Annotated in this window: 14 protein-coding genes; 5 read left to right on the plus strand and 9 right to left on the minus strand. The window is 60.6% G+C overall.

Annotated features, from left to right (window positions below; genetic code table 11):
- Positions 1-151: 151 nt before the first annotated feature.
- The 4 genes from NW822_RS08460 to trpC all read right to left on the minus strand — a co-directional run bounded on the left by NW822_RS08460 (position 152) and on the right by trpC (position 4,085).
- A complete protein-coding gene (locus NW822_RS08460; protein WP_414404184.1) occupies positions 152-2,416 on the minus strand; it encodes a heavy metal translocating P-type ATPase in 2,265 nt (754 codons plus the stop codon).
- A 184-nt stretch (positions 2,417-2,600) separates the two neighbouring features.
- Entirely contained in the window at positions 2,601-2,795 is a 195-nt protein-coding gene (locus tag NW822_RS08465) for a heavy-metal-associated domain-containing protein (RefSeq protein ID WP_414362221.1), read from the minus strand.
- Positions 2,796-2,863: 68 nt separating this feature from the next.
- Positions 2,864-3,103, minus strand: a complete 240-nt coding sequence (locus tag NW822_RS08470; RefSeq protein WP_414362223.1) for a DUF5340 domain-containing protein — start codon at positions 3,101-3,103, stop codon at positions 2,864-2,866.
- Between the two features lie 61 nt (positions 3,104-3,164).
- Positions 3,165-4,085, minus strand: a complete 921-nt coding sequence (gene trpC, locus NW822_RS08475; protein WP_414362225.1) for an indole-3-glycerol phosphate synthase TrpC — start codon at positions 4,083-4,085, stop codon at positions 3,165-3,167.
- 204 nt (positions 4,086-4,289) lie between these two features.
- Between trpC and hmpF the strand changes: the two genes are divergently transcribed.
- Both hmpF and lysS read left to right on the plus strand, forming a co-directional pair.
- The gene (gene hmpF / locus NW822_RS08480; protein ID WP_414404150.1) at positions 4,290-6,014 is read left to right on the plus strand and encodes a pilus motility taxis protein HmpF; all 1,725 of its coding nucleotides are present in this window, start codon (positions 4,290-4,292) and stop codon (positions 6,012-6,014) included.
- Between the two features lie 109 nt (positions 6,015-6,123).
- On the plus strand, positions 6,124-7,662 hold the full coding sequence (gene lysS / locus NW822_RS08485; RefSeq protein WP_414404151.1) for a lysine--tRNA ligase: 1,539 nt from the start codon (positions 6,124-6,126) through the stop codon (positions 7,660-7,662).
- 30 nt (positions 7,663-7,692) lie between these two features.
- Here lysS and groL read toward each other — a convergent pair whose 3' ends face one another.
- The 3 genes from groL to NW822_RS08500 all read right to left on the minus strand — a co-directional run bounded on the left by groL (position 7,693) and on the right by NW822_RS08500 (position 11,460).
- Positions 7,693-9,315: a chaperonin GroEL gene (gene groL, locus NW822_RS08490; RefSeq protein ID WP_414404152.1), complete on the minus strand. Its 1,623-nt coding sequence runs from the start codon at positions 9,313-9,315 to the stop codon at positions 7,693-7,695.
- 251 nt (positions 9,316-9,566) lie between these two features.
- Positions 9,567-9,896, minus strand: coding sequence for a 30S ribosomal protein PSRP-3 (locus NW822_RS08495; RefSeq protein ID WP_414362302.1), 330 nt, complete (start codon positions 9,894-9,896; stop codon positions 9,567-9,569).
- A 499-nt stretch (positions 9,897-10,395) separates the two neighbouring features.
- Positions 10,396-11,460 carry an ABC transporter substrate-binding protein gene (locus NW822_RS08500; RefSeq protein ID WP_414404153.1) on the minus strand — a complete coding sequence of 355 codons (1,065 nt, stop codon included), beginning with the start codon at positions 11,458-11,460 and terminating at the stop codon, positions 10,396-10,398.
- 14 nt (positions 11,461-11,474) lie between these two features.
- Here NW822_RS08500 and nadC point away from each other — a divergent pair, with 14 nt between their 5' ends.
- The 3 genes from nadC (at position 11,475) to NW822_RS08515 (ending at position 14,964) form a co-directional block, all read left to right on the plus strand.
- Positions 11,475-12,317 (plus strand): carboxylating nicotinate-nucleotide diphosphorylase, encoded by an 843-nt coding sequence (gene nadC, locus NW822_RS08505; protein WP_414362234.1) that lies wholly within the window; start codon positions 11,475-11,477, stop codon positions 12,315-12,317.
- A gap of 156 nt (positions 12,318-12,473) precedes the next feature.
- A complete protein-coding gene (gene nadA, locus NW822_RS08510) occupies positions 12,474-13,406 on the plus strand; it encodes a quinolinate synthase NadA (RefSeq protein WP_414365436.1) in 933 nt (310 codons plus the stop codon).
- Between the two features lie 34 nt (positions 13,407-13,440).
- Positions 13,441-14,964 (plus strand): L-aspartate oxidase, encoded by a 1,524-nt coding sequence (locus NW822_RS08515; RefSeq protein ID WP_414404154.1) that lies wholly within the window; start codon positions 13,441-13,443, stop codon positions 14,962-14,964.
- On the opposite strand, the gene gndA is transcribed toward NW822_RS08515, so the two are convergent.
- Positions 14,961-16,370: an NADP-dependent phosphogluconate dehydrogenase gene (gndA, locus tag NW822_RS08520; protein WP_414404155.1), complete on the minus strand. Its 1,410-nt coding sequence runs from the start codon at positions 16,368-16,370 to the stop codon at positions 14,961-14,963. The two genes, NW822_RS08515 and gndA, sit on opposite strands and share 4 nt — an antisense overlap.
- An 89-nt stretch (positions 16,371-16,459) precedes the next feature.
- The gene (locus tag NW822_RS08525; protein WP_414362240.1) at positions 16,460-16,963 is read right to left on the minus strand and encodes a pentapeptide repeat-containing protein; all 504 of its coding nucleotides are present in this window, start codon (positions 16,961-16,963) and stop codon (positions 16,460-16,462) included.
- Positions 16,964-16,976 lie beyond the last annotated feature (13 nt).

The raw sequence follows: 16,976 nt of genomic DNA on the forward strand, positions 1-16,976 counted from the left end.
AGAACACTGGCAGGTGGGGGCTCCGGAGTAGCACCGCGCTGTCCCCAATCTGCCTGGGCTTTTTAGGTTAGCTTGCTGCCTGGCGTTCACCAAGCCCCCCTGGGGGGATGGCCGCCTCCGAGAAGATAACTCCAGCCCCTTGCCTTGATCCCTAACTCCCCTGTCCCAGAGGAAGAGAGGCTGGGGGTGAGGGCCGAAAATGCCTTAGGCGCAGGGCATTGGCCACCACCGAGACGGAACTAAGGGCCATGGCTGCCCCTGCCAGCATGGGATTGAGCAGCCAGCCAGTGAAGGGATAGAGCGCTCCAGCGGCAATAGGGATCCCCAGGATGTTGTAGATAAAGGCAAAGAAGAGGTTTTGGCGAATGTTGGCGAGGGTGGCCCGGCTAAGTTGGATGGCAGCAACCACACCCCGCAAATCGCCAGATACCAGGGTAATGTCACTGGTGGCCATGGCCACGTCCGTGCCTGTTCCAATGGCGATCCCCACATCGGCCTCAGCCAAGGCCGGCGCATCGTTAATGCCATCCCCCACCATCGCCACCCGCCGCTGAGGCCGCCTTAGCTGGCGAATCAAGGCTGCCTTTTGCTCAGGACGGACCTGGGCGATTACCCGCTGGATTCCGACTTGGCGGGCAATGGCTTGGGCAGTGGTGGAGTTGTCGCCAGTTAGCATAACCACCTCCAGCCCCATTTGTTGCAGCTGTTGCACCGCTGCCGCGGAGGTGGGCTTTAGCGGATCGGCAATGGCCAGCAGTCCCAGAAGACTCCCCCCTTGGGCCACGCCAATGGCCGTTTTGCCCTCGCTCTCCCAAGCCTGGGCCTGTTCCCCGCTAGCAGGAGGGCAGGGGATCCCCATCTGCTGTAGCCAGCTCAGGCGACCAACACGCACCTGCTGGCCCTCCACCCAGGCCTCTACCCCCTCGCCTACCCTGACCTGGAAGGACTGGGCCGGCGGGAGCGCGATCCCTTCGGCTTTGGCTTTTTGCACCACTGCCCGGCCTAGAGGATGCTCGGAGTACTGTTCCGCCGCAGCCGCTAGACGCAACAGCGCCAGAGGAGAAGAGGTGGGAGTCCAGATATCCGTAACAGCGGGACAGCCGGCGGTGAGAGTGCCGGTTTTGTCGAAGACCACCGTGGCCAGCTGATGGGCCAGTAGCTCTAAGCTCTCGGCCCGCTTCACCAGGATCCCCAGCTCTGCTCCTCGCCCTGTTGCCACCTGGATCGAGGTAGGGGTGGCCAAGCCCAGGGCACAGGGGCAGGCCATGACCAGCACCCCGACGGTATTCACCAAAGCGAGCGTCGGGTTGCCCGCCAGCCCCCACCAGAGCCCAAACGTCACTGCTGCCACTCCAATCACCGCCGGCACAAACCACGAGGTAACCCGATCTGCCACCTGCTGAATGGGAGCCTTGGATCCTTGAGCTTCCTGCACTAGGCGCACAATCTGGGCCAGAAGCGTATCTTTGCCCACCCGCCGCGCTTCCATCACAAAGCTGCCTGTCTGGTTGAGGGTGGCCCCAATGACCTCATCCCCTACCGATTTGCTTACCGGCAGGCTCTCGCCGGTCACCATCGACTCGTCCAGACTGGAGGATCCCTCTAGAATGACCCCATCCACCGGCACCTGCTCACCGGGGCGCACTCGGATCCAATCCCCCACCTGCACTGCTGCAATTGGGATCTCCTGCTCCACCCCCTCGCGGATGACCCTTGCCGTTTTCGGCTGCAGCCCCATTAGCTTGCGGATGGCCTCGGAGGTTTGGGCTTTGGCCTGCTGCTCCATCCACTTGCCCGCCAGTACTAGGGTGACGACCACCGCTGCTACCTCGTAATACACATCGGGGTGCAGGCCCTGGCGGTGGAAGAAGTCGGGAAAGACGGTGGCAAAAAGGGAATAGAAGAAAGCAGCGCTTGTTCCCAAGGCCACTAGGGTGTTCATATCGGCCGTTCGCCGCCGCCAAGCCGCCCAGGCGCCGCGGTAAAACGGCTGGCCCACCCAGAACTGCACCGGCAGCGTCAGCAGCAACTGCAACTTGGGATCCTGCAGCCACGAGGGTAGGCCTGGAATTTCCCTCCCCAGCATCATTGGCAGTGAGCCAATCAGCAGCACTGTGCTGATCCCTACCCCTAGGGCCACCTTCTGCTTCAATTCCCGCTCTGCCGCCCGCTGGGCAATTCGCTCGGCATCGGCGGGCTCTGCCAGTGGCCAATCGTCCTGGAGGAGGTGGGCTCGGTACCCTGCCAGCTCCACTGCTTGGAGCAGGGCCTGAGGAGTGACCCGCCGAGGATCCCCTTGGACGATAGCCTGTTCGCTAGCAAAGCTTACCGTTTGCGCTGTTACACCGGGTACCTGGCTCAGGGCCCGTTCAATACCGGCAGCACAGGAGGCACAGCTCATCCCGTGGATGGCCAGGCGCCAGGTGGCCTGTGCCGATGGCGCGCCCCCAGGAACTGCGGTAACCTCTGGACAAGCGGGCAGACCAGGGCTCGAGGCGGAGGAAGTGGGATCTGACACGGCCACTTTTAGAGTCAAAGTTAAAAAGGCGAGGGAAAGAACCTCCCTCCAGCCAGGGGAAAGCTCCCACTGGAGTTCCTGCCTAGGCAGGTGGATAGCCCACTTGAGCAAGCACCTGCCGCCAGTCAGTGTCTATCTGCTCAGAAATAATCCGCACCTGCTTGGTCTTGGGATCCGCTTCCACCTGCGCCTGGGGGTCCCGTTGCCGCACCGCCTGGGTAACAGTATCCACGCAAGCTGAGCAGGCCAGCCCCGGTACCGTCAAAACAACCACCATCGCGGGAGGTCCTCCTGGACCCATCTTGTCTAGCGTAGCCAAAGCCCCATCTTCCGGCAAGCGGAAGATTAGGGAGAGGGAGGAGGCTCGTCTAGGTTCCAGCGGTAGTCCACCTGGTAGCCTCGCTGGCGCCACTCTTCTTCCAGTTGCAACTGTTGGGTGAGGGCCTTGCGCAAAGAGGTGATTAGCTCTTGCGCGCGGCCGCGGTTGCCAAAATCCTGTTCCTCGACTGCCGGAAACGTCTGCCGCTCCAGAACTCGCAGCAGAAATTCGTAGTGGATGTGGGCTGGCACCGGAATCCGTTTCATCAATTTCAGCAATTTAAGAGGGGACCCATCCTTAGGGGTTTCCTAAGAGTTTCCTAAGAGTTTACGAAGACGACAACAGGGAGCGCAAAGCTTGACCGGGATCCGGCTGCGTGACCAGCGCTTCCCCCACCAGCACGGCGCGCACCCCCCAGGCTTGCAATTGCTGCAGATCCCTAGAGGTGTGGATGCCGGACTCGCTGACCACAGGCAGATCGCCCAGGCGCTCCCGGTAGAGGGCTAGGAGGTTGCGTGTTGTATTTAAGTCCACTGCAAAGGTTCTCAAGTCGCGATTGTTGATTCCAATTAACACCTTCCCCTTAGCTTGTGGCAGTTGTGGCAAGGCCAAAACCCGCTCCAGTTCCCGAGCGGTGTGCACCTCCAGCAAGGCCGCCATACCCAATTGCTGAATGAGCTTGAGAAAATAGCCCAAGTCCGCATCCGAGAGAATGGCGGCAATCAGCAGCACCGCGTCCGCTCCTAGGCTGCGGGCCCAGAGAATTTGGTAAGGGTAGAGGATAAACTCCTTGCAAAGGATGGGGATCCCTGTTGTCTTGCGGATCTGGTGCAGGTGCTCGCCGCTGCCCTGAAAAAACCGCTCATCGGTGAGCACGGATAGGCAACTGGCCCCCCCCGCTTCGTAGCTGCGGGCAATGGCCACCGGATCAAAGGGATCCCGGAGGAGGCCGCGGCTAGGAGATGCCCTTTTCACCTCAGCAATGACAGAGACGGGGTGAGGGGATTGGGTAAGGGCAGCTACAAAATCCCGCACCGGTGGGGCCTGATCCAGTTGCCGTTGCAACTCCTTGAGGGGAAGCTGCTCCCGTTGGCGCTCCACCTCCCGTTCTTTGTGCCAGACGATTGCCTCCAAAATGTGGCGCGGCTGAGCCTCCGGCGCTGTTGTCCGATAGACTTGCGAGGCCACCACCACTTCTGGAGCAGGGGAACGCCGACGAATAGCAAGTAGCTCACTTTGCAGCTCCATATTGCCCCTGAAGAGAACCTCCCACCTCACCCTAGTCTAGGGCTCGGCGGTCAGTTTGAATAGCTCCTCTAGACTTCTCTAGGCAGCATCTGGCGAGGGCGTTTTTTTTACCCTATCGTTGAGTTGGGATCAGGCAGCAACCGAGATGGGTTGACCTACCATTAGCGGCCGCCCCAAACTGTTTATGGCTAAGGGGGTTCAGGCGTGCTGTACCTAGCAGAGCTATCCAAGTCCATTGGGTTTGGCAAGTCGTCTTTACAACTGCTAGCTAAGCAACAGCAGGACAACACCTGGGTGGCGGTCAACGAGGACCCCATCCCTCTGGAGGGCCGGATTGCTCAAGAAACCGGGCGCTTCAAGGACGGAGTGCTGGTGCTGGCGGAGGTTGCCGGCAACCGTCAGGTGACTCGCATTAGTGAAGCTGCCCGCCAGCTAGTAACCTACCTGCAAAGTTTTAGCCAACTTCAGCTGAGAGTTCGCCGCCAAGAGGAAGAGATCGAGAATTGGCGCAAGTCCCTCACCTTTCAAGCTCAAGAGCTCACCCGCCGCGAGATGGAGTTGGCTGCCCAAGAAGAAGAGGTGCAGCGGCTGTACGAGCAATACAAGGCTGTTGCGGAGGAGCGCAAACTCCTGGACAGTCTCAAAGAAGAGCTGGCCAGTCAGCAAGCCTATCTGGCTGAGCAACAGCGCTGGATTGGAGAGCAGCGAGAAGCTCTCAACCGGCAGCGGCAGGAGCTGGAAGCCCAGCTCCAGGAAGCTCGCTCCCGCCGCCTGGGGGAAGCCGAAGCAGCCCAGCTCCAGGCTTTGCTGCAAGAAGTTCAGGAGCATCTAAGTTGCTCTACGGCGTCCCTGGCCCCTCTGCAAAGTTTAAAAGGTCAACTCCAACAACAGCAGGAGCACTGCCATCGCCAGCTGGCCCAACTGGAGCAGGAACGACAACAAGCCCAACTTTGCCAGGAGGAGCTGGATCGGGACTACCGAGCCTGGCGGGAGCGTCGCGCTGCCTGGTGGGGATCCCGCCATTCCCTAGAGCAAAGCCAGGCCAGCTGGCAGGCCCAGCAGCGATCCCTGCAGCTTTATCAAGAGCAGCTGCAGCGGATCCTCCAGCAGTTGCACTCCCAGGAGAGCCTCCAGCAAAAAGCCTATCGTTTGCTTCAGGAGTACGACTTCATTGTCGACGGCAGCAGCAACGGCGGTGGGGAGGCGGCGATCTCGGTGGAGGAGCTGGCAGCTTTGGTTAGCCAAATGCGCCAGGACTACGAGCAGCGAGCAGCCCAGGTCAGCCAACAGCGGGCCGAGCTGGAGCAGCACCGGAAAACTTTGCAGGAGCTGCAAGCGCGGCTGGCTACCGCCTCTCCTGAAGAGCGGTTGGAGCTGGAAATGGATATCGACTACGCCCAGTCTGCCTGTAGCGCCCTGGAAGAAGCTCTGCTGCCCCAGGAAAAAAACCTGCAGCGGGAATACGAGGAGCTAGCCCGCTATGAGGCTCGCCTCAGACAGCTACAGAATCAGGCTGCCACTCCAGTTCGAGTGGATATTGGCCCCCTCCTAGCGGAGATTGCTAAGCAAAAGCAGGAGCTGCTCCAGGAAAAAAACCGCCTGCAAACGCTTGTCCGCCAACTGGAAACTTCCCTCTCAGCTCAGCAGGAGCAACTGGCCCGCCAACAGCAGGAGCTGGAGCAGCAGTGGCAACAGCTAGAGCAAGAGGAGGAAGCCTTGCGAGCCCGGACCCAGGCCCTGGCCGAAACCTGGGGGCGCCTCAACCAGCTGCAAGCTACGCTTGCTGCCGAGCAAGAGCGCTGGGCGGAGTTGGCAGGCCATCTGGAGCAATTGGAGGCGGAGCTTGGCCACGGCCAAGAAGGGAGCTCCAGGGCCTGGGCTCACCTCCAGCAGCTGCAGTCCCTTTTGGCTAGCCTTGCCCAAGGATAAACCTCCCAAGGAGGCACTCAAGCCCAGGCCCCTAGGTTCCTAAAAACGTGCGGGGACAAGGCTGGGATCCTCATCTTAGTACTCTGGTTAGATAAGCTTTTCTCCTGCTATGTCCACCCTTCCCACCAGCAGTGAAGCCGCTCAACGGGCTGCCCGCCTGGAAAAAGCCCGCCACCTGCAGGAACAAGGGATCCTGCCCTATGCCTATTCTTTTCCTGTTACCCACCTAGCTGCTGAGTTGCAGGCGCAATTTGCGGACCTGGAGCCTGGCGGAGAGCGGGAGGACGTCCAGGTGGCAGTGGCTGGGCGAATCCGGGCGCGGCGAGTTATGGGCAAACTGGCCTTCTTTACCCTGCAGGATCGCTCCGGCACCATCCAGCTTTACCTGGAGGAGCAACGGCTAACAGAGCGCATGGGGGAGAGGGCCTTCAAGAACCTAGACAAGCTCATCGACGTGGGCGATTGGTTGGGGGCTAAGGGCTGCCTCAAGCGCACCAAAAAAGGGGAGCTATCGGTGCGGGTGGACGAATACCAGATCCTGACTAAGGCCCTCTTGCCTCTGCCTGACAAATGGCATGGCCTGCGGGATGTGGAGAAACGCTACCGCCAGCGCTACGTCGACCTCATTGTTAACCCTGAGGTTAAGCAGACCTTGCTCGACCGGGCCAAGATCATCCGCTCCCTGCGGCAGACGCTGGAAGAGCAAGGTTTTGTGGAAATTGAGACGCCGGTGCTGCAGGTCATCCCTGGGGGGGCAGAGGCGCGGCCCTTTGTTACCCACCACAACGCTCTAGATCTGGATCTCTACCTCCGCATTGCTACCGAGTTACACCTAAAGCGGTTGGTGGTAGGCGGGATCGAGCGGGTTTACGAAATTGGGCGGGTCTTTCGCAATGAGGGTATCTCCACCCGCCACAACCCGGAGTTTACCTCGCTGGAGGCCTACCAAGCCTTCGCTGACTACCACACGATGATGGAACTTACCGAAACCTTGGTCTGCAACGCCGCCCTGGCGGTACGGGGATCCCTGCAGCTTACCTACCAAGGGGAAGCCATCGACCTCACTCCTCCCTGGCGACGGGTGACGATGCAGGAGTTGGTGGAAGAGGCCACTGGTATTTTCATCGATGTGGAAAAGGGAAGCACCGAAGAGCTCTTGCCTGCCTTGGCCGCCCAAGGGATCCCCAACCTCTCCCCCCAGGACTCTCCTGGCCAGTTGCTGGTCAAGGCCTTTGAGCACTGTTGTGAAAGCCGCCTGCGCCAACCCACCTTTGTTCTGGACTATCCCCTTGAGGTGTGTCCGCTCACCAAGCCTCACCGCAGCAAGGCAGGGTTGGCCGAGCGCTTTGAGCTGTTCATTGTCGGGCGGGAGACAGCTAACGCCTACTCGGAACTCACCGATCCGGTGGATCAGCGGCGGCGGCTGGAGGCCCAAGCAGCCCTGAAGGCAGCCGGCAACGAAGAAGCCCACTTTCTCGACGAAGACTTCCTCACCGCCTTGGAATATGGCCTTCCTCCCACCGGCGGTCTGGGTCTAGGCATTGACCGCCTGGTGATGCTACTGTGCGATGCTCCCAGCATCCGCGATGTCATCGCCTTTCCCCTGCTGCGGCCCGAGAGCTCCGCTCAAGAAAAAGCCCCTGAATAGGGGCAGGGGCCTCCAGTTGGACAAGGGGATTTACATCATTCCAGGCTTGCTCGAGCGAGCTTTGGCTGGCTTAGGTTCCGGCTTTTCGACGACCACGGCCTCAGTAGTAAGGTACATGGCCGCGATGGAAGCCGCATTTTGCAAGGCAAAGCGCACCACCTTGGCCGGATCGACAATCCCGCGGGCAAACATGTCCACATACTCACCCGTCAGGGCGTCGAAGCCGTAGGGCATCTCCTGCTCCAGAACCCTTTCCACCACTATTGATCCCTCCAGCCCAGCGTTGTGGACAATTTGATAGAGGGGCGCCCGCACGGCCTGGTAGACAATGTCTGCTCCCACCTGCTCTTCGGCGTTCAACTTGGCTTTAAACTCTGGGATCCCCTTGGAAAGGTGGAGCAGCGTCGCCCCCCCACCTGGGACAATCCCTTCCTCTACGGCTGCTCGTGTGGCGTTGAGGGCATCTTCAATCCGCAGCTTGCGGTCCTTGAGCTCTGTCTCCGTGGCAGCCCCCACCTTGATCACCGCCACCCCGCCAACCAGCTTGGCAATCCGCTCCTGCAGCTTCTCACGGTCATACTCCGAGTCAGTAGTCTCCAGCTGCCTACGGAGTTGCGCTACCCGCTTCTCCACTGCCGCCTTGGTACTGCCATCGGTAACAATGGTGGTCTTGTCGCGGGTAACTGTAATCTTGCGGGCCACCCCCAGCATGTCCAGGGTGACATTCTCCATCTTGATGCCAATTTCCTCCGAGATGAGCCGGCCTCCAGTGAGGATGGCAATGTCCTCCAGCATGGCCTTACGGCGATCCCCAAAGGAGGGGGCCTTCACGGCCACTGCATTCAACACCCCGCGCAGCTTGTTGACTACCAGGGTCGCCAAGGCATCTCCCTCTACATCTTCGGCAATTACCAGCAAAGGTCGCCCTTCCCGGGCCAGCCGCTCCAGCAGGGGCACCAGCTCCTGCACATTGGAGAGTTTGTTGCTGGTAATGAGCAGATAGGCGTTTTCGTATTCGGCTACCATCCGCTCTGTATCGGTGACGAAGTAGGGAGAAATGTAGCCACGGTCGAACTGCATTCCTTCCACCACTTCTAGCTGAGTTTCCATCGACTTGGATTCTTCGACCGTGATCACCCCTTCTCGCCCCACTGCATCCATAGCCTTGGCAATCATCTCGCCTATCTCGCTGTCGTTGCCAGCAGAGATAGTGGCTACCTCGGCAATGGTCTTGCGCTCCTCCACCCGTTTGGCAGAGGCAGCAATCTTCTCCACTAGGTAGGCGGTGGTCTTTTCAATCCCGCGCCGCAGGGCTACAGGGTTAGCCCCTGCTGCAACGTGCTTTAGCCCTTCCTGCACCATGCTCTGGGCCAAGATGGTGGCTGTACTGGTGCCATCTCCGGCCGCGTCATTGGTCTTGGTGGCTACTTCCCGCATCAACTGGGCACCGGCATTTTTCAAGGGATTGGCCAACTCAATTTCTTTAGCAATTGTTACCCCATCGTTGACAATCTGAGGCGCACCAAATTTCTTCTCTAGAACCACATTGCGCCCCTTAGGGCCAATCGTAACCTTGACTGCGTCTGCTACTTGATTAATGCCCTCCTCCAGTGCCTTGCGGGCCTCTTCCTTAAACAAAATCTGCTTGGCCATAGCGTCCCCGATCCTCGCTATCTCAACTAGCAACTAGGCCACTTGTTCTGAGTGCCACTGGGCCGAGCGGGATCCTGGGAGGTTCCCAGTGATCCCCTCCCTTGGCTAGGTCAAGGGCTAGCACTCTGAAACCTCGAGTGCTAATCTAGCCCAAAGGCGGCAGCCTCAGCAAGATGGCCTGGATTCGGAGGTAACTTTCGGCTGGAGAAGCCTGCCTTTGGCCTGCTGCAAGGGAACAAACAGGGGGGCTGTTACGAACTGTCGCTGATGAGGATGTCAGGAAACCGGGCTTGGGCTTCGCTAATGGGACGCTCCCGTCCACCGTTTTGCCAGTAGTTGATCAGTTCGGTGGCTTGGTTGAGCAGGTTGATGCGATCTTCCTCACTAATCCAGCTTTTGCTTTCCAGTTCAGTCTTAAGCTGTTCCCAAGCATCATCCCGCGGCCAAAAAAAGTAGCGGGTGAGGGGACTGCGGTTTTTGGCCACTATTTGATCCACTGCAATAGCCAAATCGTTTTGCAGCCACAGGGCTTTTAGGGCAAATTTTGGCAAGGCTTGCTTCTCCTTTTCACCACTCAACAGACGGAACGACAAGAGACAAACCTGGCCTCAGCCAGGCAGTCTTCCATTGTAAACTACCCGCCCTCCTGCCGCGGCAGGGAGCGTAGCCTCAGGAGGCTGTCCCCTTGCCCCAAGGGGTAGCCCTCCCCCTGCCAGCCTTACCTTCTCTTCTTGGGAGCTTGCCAAGGGATCCTAGGCCCTCCCTCCAACGGCTAGGCAATATCCGTGCACCCCAACCCAAAGCTCCCTTGCCCCTTTACCCAAGGGGTAGCTTTCTGGTAGGTGCCGGTTGGCTGACGGGGGTGAGCGAACCCCCGCCAAGGGAAGACCCCAGCGGCACAGGTGACAAAGGCAGCCTTGAGGGACAACCTGGCGAGAACCCTTAGTGGGCCAAGTTCCTGGACAAGCTGAATCCAGCACGAATTTCGGATCCCTGCCCCCCGGCCAGAGAGGGGCGCGCGGATTCTGATGGAGGGCTGTCTGCCCCTAAGGGGGTCGTCAGGCTTTGTAGGGCGTAGGCCTAGCTCTTGTAATAATCAGGCCCTTTGTTGACAAAGTCCAGGGTGTAGGCAGCTCGGTAGTTGATGGTTGGCTCAAAGACACCCGCCACTGTCATGTTCTCAAAGAAGCTTTGCCAACGTTCGTGGGTCATGGCGCCAATGCCCTTTTCTAGGGCGTCGCCAGATAAAATGATGCCGTACTCCTTCAACTTCTCAAAGCTATAGGCCAACTGCTCATCGCTCATCTCCGGGTTATCCTGCTTGATGAGGCGATAGGCGGGGCGGGGATCCTCTAGAAAGCTGTACCAGCCCTTGATGGAGGCATCCACAAATCGCTGCACCAGGTCTGGCTTGGTTTCCACCAGTTGGCGCCGCGTCTCGATGGTTGTGGCATAGGGGTTGTAGCCGTAGTCGGCTAGGAGAAAAATTACCGGCTTAAAGCCTCCTTGTTTTTCAATGGCAAAAGGCTCAGAGGTGAGATACCCCTGCTGCGCTGAGGTGGGATCCGCCAAGAAGGGACCGGGGTTGAAGTTGTAGGGGCGGGTCTGGTCGTCGGTGAAGCCGTACTTGGCCCGCAGAAAGGGCCAGTAGGTAGTAAAAGCCCCTTTGGCCACGAAGATGGGTCGGCCCTTGAGATCCTCCAAGCGCTGGGTGCCGGGATGGGCGAGGAGAACCTGGGGGTCTTTTTGGAAAATAGCCGCCACGCAGATGAGCGGGATCCCTTCCCGCACGGCGTTGATGACTCCCGCGCTTCCCCCCATGGCAAAGTCGGCAGCTCTGCCGGCCAAAATCTGGGTAATGTTGACGCCAGGGCCGCCCATCTTGATGGTGACGTCTAGCCCATATTCGCGATAGATGCCTGTGGCCACCGCCTGGTAAAAGCCGCCATGCTCCGCCTGGGCATACCAGTTGGTAGCATAGGAAACCCGGTCAAGTTTGGATCTCTGAGCCACGATGAGAGTGGGGGAGGATCGGGCAGCCGCTGCCGCCAGCAGACTTCCCCCAAGGGCAGCAGCTCCTGCTTTGAGCAACTGACGACGGCTGAAGGTACCGCTATTGGGTTGAGACGATCCAGTCGAGGCCATAAGCAAAGCAAAAGATGATGTCAGCATTCTACATCCCGGAGGAGACCCTGTGCGCCTGGCTACAGGAAGATCTCGGCCACGGCGATCTCACCAGCGAGCTGACGCTGCCCCCCGGAGTAGAGGGCGAGGCGGTGATCCTAGCTAAGGAGGCAGGGATCCTGGCGGGTCTGGAGATTGCCAGGCGGGTTTTCCGGCTGGTGGATCCCCAGGTGGAGTTCGCTCCCAAGGCAGAGGAAGGGGAGAGGGTGGCCGTCGGCCAAGAAGTGCTCCAGCTCAAGGGATCCCTGCGGGGGATTCTGGCAGCAGAAAGGCTAGCGCTGAACCTTCTCCAAAGGCTTTCTGGCATTGCCACCCTTACCCGCACCTACGTAGAGGCGTTGCGGGGAACCTCGACCCAGCTCCTGGACACCCGCAAGACCACCCCCGGCCTGCGCGCTCTGGAGAAATATGCGGTGCGGGTAGGAGGCGGCAAAAACCACCGCTTTGGCCTCTTCGACGGCATCTTGATTAAGGAAAACCACATTCGCGGTGCCGGCGGCATCCTGGCAGCCGTCCAGCGGGCCAAAGCAGGTGCCCCCCACCACCTCAAGGTCGAGGTTGAGGTGCGCAACCTCCAGGAGCTGGAGGAGGCTTTGGCGGCAGGCGCCGATCTAATCCTTCTCGATAACTTCCCCTTGGAGCAGATCCGGGCTGCCGTTCAACGGGTAGGGGGGAAAGTTCCCCTAGAAGCCAGCGGCAACATGAACCTAGAGCGCGCCCGGCAAGCGGCGGAGGCAGGCGTTGACTACATCAGTGTGGGGGCCCTGACTCACTCGGCCAAGGCCCTGGATCTCTCCTTGCTCGTGGTGCGGCCCTGAGGTTTGCCCCAGGGAGCGCTGTTTCTAATGCTAGGCTAGGTAACAATCCCGCCTAAAGCAGGAAGGCCAGTTGCTGCCTACTGGCAACTTCTCCTTAGCCCCGCACCAGTCCAGATCTGCACCCGTGGCCGGCCCAGCCAAAACAGAAGGTTCACCATGACCCAAGAAACCCTTGTCCAGGAAATTGCTCGACTCAAGCAGGAAAGGCAGGCCGTTATCCTAGCCCACTCCTACCAACTCCCCGAGGTGCAGGAAGTGGCGGACTTTGTGGGAGACTCCCTGGGCCTGGCCCGCGCGGCCCAAAAGACAGATGCCCAGGTCATTGTCTTTGCTGGCGTCCACTTCATGGCCGAGACGGCAGCTATCCTCAACCCGGAAAAGACGGTGCTGCTGCCGGATCTAGAGGCAGGCTGCTCCCTGGCCGATAGCATCCGGCCTGAGGATGTGCGGCGCTGGAAGGAGGCCAACCCCGAGGGGCTGGTGGTGGCCTATGTCAACACGGCCGCCGAGATTAAAGCCCTGGCCGATGTCTGCGTTACCAGCGCCAACGCTGTGCAGGTGGTGGCCAGCCTGCCGCCGGATCGCCCCATCTTCTTTGTGCCGGATATGTTCCTGGGGGCCTATGTAGCCCAGACAACGGGGAGGGAGTTGGATCTGTTCCCCGGCGAGTGCCACGTCCATGTGGGCATTCGCGAGGAGCACCTCAAGGCAATGGCAGAGAAGCACCCGGAGGCGGAGTTCCTCATCCACCCCGAGTGCAGTTGCGGCTCCAGTTGTCTATTTCTCAAGCCGGACGCCAAGCTCCTTTCTACCGAGGGGATGGTGCGTTATGCCAGAACTTCGGCCAGCCGCGAGTTTGTGGTTGCCACCGAAGTGGGCATTCTCCACCGGCTGCAAAAAGAGGCCCCCGATAAGACCTTTATCCCCGTCAAGGCGGACGCCGTCTGCGAGTATATGAAAAAAATTACCCTGGAGAAGATCTACCGCTCCCTAGTGGAGATGCGCTACGTGATCCAGGTGCCGGAGGCGGTGGCCGAAAAAGCCCGCAAGTCGATCCTAGCCATGCTGTCAGTGCCTGCTGGAGCCTAGAGGGAGCACCCTTGGCGAGGGTCTGTTTTGTCCAGTGTTGTCTACGTCTTTCCTAGCGGAAACAGACCTCTTGATCCTGGGGGCAGGGGTGGCAGGGATCTATGCAGCCCTGTGGGCGGAAGCAGAGGGAGCCAGAACCCTGGTGGTAAGCAAGGATCCCTTGCCTTCTGGATCCACTCCTTGGGCGCAGGGGGGGATAGCTTTTCCACTGGATGCAGCAGATGTGGAAGCCCACCTCCAGGACACCCTGCAAGCAGGCCGTGGCTTGGTGGAAGTGGAGGTGGCCCGCTCCATCCTGCAGGAAGCCCCCTTTCACCTGGAGAGGCTTTTGTCCTGGGGGCTGCCCTTCCATCCGGAGCCGGTGCGGGAAGGGGGCCACTCGCGGGCGCGGATACGCCATCTGGGAGGGGATCGGAGCGGGCTGTGGCTATTGCAAGGTTTGCTGGCTCGCCTAAACAAGCCGCCTCTCCAGGGATATACAGCCCTCAGCCTTTTGATGGCAGGAGACAGGGTAGGGGGGGCCCTGCTGCTGGGGCCAGATGGGCCACTGCAGGTGAAAGCAGGGGCAGTTCTCTTAGCTACAGGCGGGTTTGGCAGCCTTTTCCCCCTCTCGACGGCTCCGCCGGGGGCCAGCGGGGATGGGATGGCCTTGGCCTGGCGGGCAGGAGCTGTCCTAAGGGATCTGGAGTTTGTGCAGTTTCACCCCACCGCCTTGCCCAATGGAGCCCTGGTCAGTGAGGCTGCCCGAGGGGCAGGGGCCGTGCTTCTCAACGCCTGGGGGGAGCGCTTTATGCCTTGCTATACGGAGCTGGGCGAGCTGGCGCCGCGGGATGTGGTGGCCCAGGCGGTGTTCTGGGAGCGGCAGCGGACGGGGGGAGTTTATCTTGATCTACGAGCTGTGCCAGAGCTGGAGGAGCGCTTTCCCACCGTTGTTGCCTCTGCCCGCGCTTTGGGGCTGGATCCCGGAAAAGACCTCCTGCCGGTTGCTCCCGCTGCCCACTACGTCATGGGCGGGGTGCGAACGGATGCCTTTGGCTTCACTGGCCTGCCGGGCCTCTATGCTGCCGGGGAGGTGGCTTCTACAGGGTTGCACGGGGCAAACCGTTTGGCTTCCAACAGCCTCTTGGAAGGGCTGGTCATGGGCAAGCGAGCTGCTCTAGCTGCCCTGCGGGAGCTCCAGGAGCCACCCCTTCAGGTGCAGGCTCTACCTGTGCTGACCGCGCCGCCCTCTCTTCTTCCCAAGCTTAGGCAGCAGGTGGGAGAGGCACTGGGCGTGGTGCGGCAGGGAGAGCGGCTGCGGGCTTTTCTAGCTTTTGCAGAAGCCCTGCCCCTGGAGGAGAAGCCCTGGGCCAGCCGGGAGGAGGTCGAGGCCGGGAGTTTGTTGCTGCTTGCCCGCCTGGTGGGGCAAGGGGCTCTCTTGCGGGAGGAAAGCCGCGGATCCCACTTCCGCAGGGATTTTCCCCAAGAAGGAGAGCCTTTCCATACCGAGGCGTGGGGCTCTACCTTGAAGCAGACGCCGCTAGGTCTAGCGGCCGCACCAGAGGGGGATCCTGCCTAGGCGTTCCAGGCGTGGTGGAAAACCCCCGGCCTGTCGATGCGCTCAAAGGTGTGGGCGCCAAAGAAATCCCGCTGGGCTTGGGTGAGGTTCTGGGGCAGCTCGGCAGTGCGGTAGCTGTCGTAGTAGGCCAGGGAAGCGCTAATGGCCGGGATCGGGATCCCTAGGGTAGCTGCGGTGGCCACCACCCGCCGCCAGGATCCCTGCCGTTCCTGGATGGCCTGCTGAAACTCCTCATCCAAAAGCAGGTTGACCAGCTGCGGATCCCGCTGGTAGGCCGCCTGGATCTTGCTCAGGAGGCGGGCGCGGATGATGCAGCCCCCCTTCCAGATGCGGGGGATCTCGCTAAAGGGGTAAACATAGCCGTGGGCAACGGTGGCTTGCTTGAGCAGCGCCATCCCCTGGGCGTAGGAGCAGATCTTGGAACAGTAGAGGGCGGCGCGCAGATCCTGGAGGAAGCGGTCGGGATCCCCTTCAAAGGCTGTTCCCGGCCCTGGCAACTGCTGCGAGGCGGCCACCCGCTCTTCCTTCATCGAGGAGAGGAGGCGGGCCTGCACTGCCGCCTCAATGGTGGGCACCGGCACCCCCAGATCCAGGGCGTCCTTGACCGTCCACAGGCCCGTGCCCTTCTGGCCTGCTTTGTCCAAGATGAGATCCACCAGCGGCTTGCCCGTCTCCGGATCCAGCGTCCCCAAGATCTTGGCGGTAATCTCAATCAAAAACGACTCCAGCTCCGTCTCGTTCCAGGCCTGGAAGATCTCCTGCATCTGGGGGGCTGACAGCTTCAGCCCCCTGCGCATGAGGTCGTAGGCCTCGGCAATCAGTTGCATGTCGCCGTATTCGATGCCGTTGTGCACCATCTTCACGTAGTGCCCGCCCCCTTTGGGTCCCAGGTAGGTGACGCAGGGGCCGTCCGGCCCTTGGGCGGCAATTTTGGTGAGGATGGGCTCCAGTTGGCGGTAGGCTTCCAGGCTGCCGCCGGGCATGAGGCTAGGGCCGTTAAGGGCACCTTCTTCCCCGCCGCTCACCCCCATGCCGACAAAGTGGATCCCGCTGGCTTCTAGGGCCTCGGCGCGCCGGTCGGTGTCGCTGTAGAGGGAGTTGCCGCCATCGATGAGGATGTCGCCTGGCTCCAGCAGCGGCCTGAGCTCGTCGAGGATGGCATCCACCGGCGGGCCTGCCTTGACCATGATTAAGATTTTGCGGGGCCGCTCCAACAGTTGCACCAATTCGGGCAGGCTGTAGGCGGGGGTAATCTGCTTGCCTTGGGCCCGCCCTTGGATGAACTGCTCGGTCTTGGCGCGCGTCCGGTTGTAGACCGCAACGGGAAAGCCATTGCGCTCGACGTTGAGGGCCAGGTTTTCCCCCATCACCGCCAGGCCAATGACTGCGAAGCTGGGCTTGCTCATGGTGGGGCAGGGTCAACACCTTCCCCAATCTAAAGGGCAATCCAGCCAAGAGGGTTCAGGGATCCTGTTTTCTTCACCTTTGCCGGCTTTCAGGGACAGCCTAGACTTGCGCGGGTGGCAACGCCTGTTACGGGATGGGATCCCTCAGCCCGCTGGCACAATTCCCGCAGGGCTGCCCGATCCACATAGGCGTCGCTAAAGTCAGCGCCGGCAATCTGCGCCCCTTGCCAAACCGCCCGGGCAGCAATGGCTCCCCTGAGGTTGGCCCCCCTAAGGTCGGCGCCTGCTAGGTTGGCCAGATCCAACAGGCTGTTGCTGAGATCTGCCCCCGCCAGGTTAGCCCCCGCCAGATTGGCTTTGGTAAAGGCCACGCCGGCAAGGTTGGCCCCGTGCAGATCGGCACCCTGCAGGTTGGCGCTGACAAAACTGCTGCCCCGCCAGTCCTGGCCGGACAGATCCTGCCCCTGCAAATTGGCATTGCTAAAGTTGAGGCGAGTCTGGGATCCTGCTGGGGATCCCCACAGGCCCCACAGCAGCAGCGTTGCCCCCAGCAGGATCCCCAGGGAAAGCCAAAAGCGGATCCAAGGATTCATTTGGGATCCCCCC

Source organism: Synechococcus sp. H70.2 (assembly GCF_047462275.1).
GTDB lineage: Bacteria > Cyanobacteriota > Cyanobacteriia > Thermostichales > Thermostichaceae > Thermostichus.

What these genes read in the sequence shown, in the direction of transcription:
- trpC (WP_414362225.1), bottom strand. Translation starts at nt 4,085, where the DNA reads ATGGAGCTGCAAAGTGAGCTACTTGCTATTCGTCGGCGTTCCCCTGCT.
- lysS (WP_414404151.1), top strand. Translation starts at nt 6,124, where the DNA reads ATGTCCACCCTTCCCACCAGCAGTGAAGCCGCTCAACGGGCTGCCCGC.
- groL (WP_414404152.1), bottom strand. Translation starts at nt 9,315, where the DNA reads ATGGCCAAGCAGATTTTGTTTAAGGAAGAGGCCCGCAAGGCACTGGAG.
- nadC (WP_414362234.1), top strand. Translation starts at nt 11,475, where the DNA reads ATGATGTCAGCATTCTACATCCCGGAGGAGACCCTGTGCGCCTGGCTA.
- NW822_RS08465 (WP_414362221.1), bottom strand. Translation starts at nt 2,795, where the DNA reads ATGGTGGTTGTTTTGACGGTACCGGGGCTGGCCTGCTCAGCTTGCGTG.
- gndA (WP_414404155.1), bottom strand. Translation starts at nt 16,370, where the DNA reads ATGAGCAAGCCCAGCTTCGCAGTCATTGGCCTGGCGGTGATGGGGGAA.
- NW822_RS08470 (WP_414362223.1), bottom strand. Translation starts at nt 3,103, where the DNA reads ATGAAACGGATTCCGGTGCCAGCCCACATCCACTACGAATTTCTGCTG.
- NW822_RS08525 (WP_414362240.1), bottom strand. Translation starts at nt 16,963, where the DNA reads ATGAATCCTTGGATCCGCTTTTGGCTTTCCCTGGGGATCCTGCTGGGG.
- NW822_RS08500 (WP_414404153.1), bottom strand. Translation starts at nt 11,460, where the DNA reads ATGGCCTCGACTGGATCGTCTCAACCCAATAGCGGTACCTTCAGCCGT.
- nadA (WP_414365436.1), top strand. Translation starts at nt 12,474, where the DNA reads ATGACCCAAGAAACCCTTGTCCAGGAAATTGCTCGACTCAAGCAGGAA.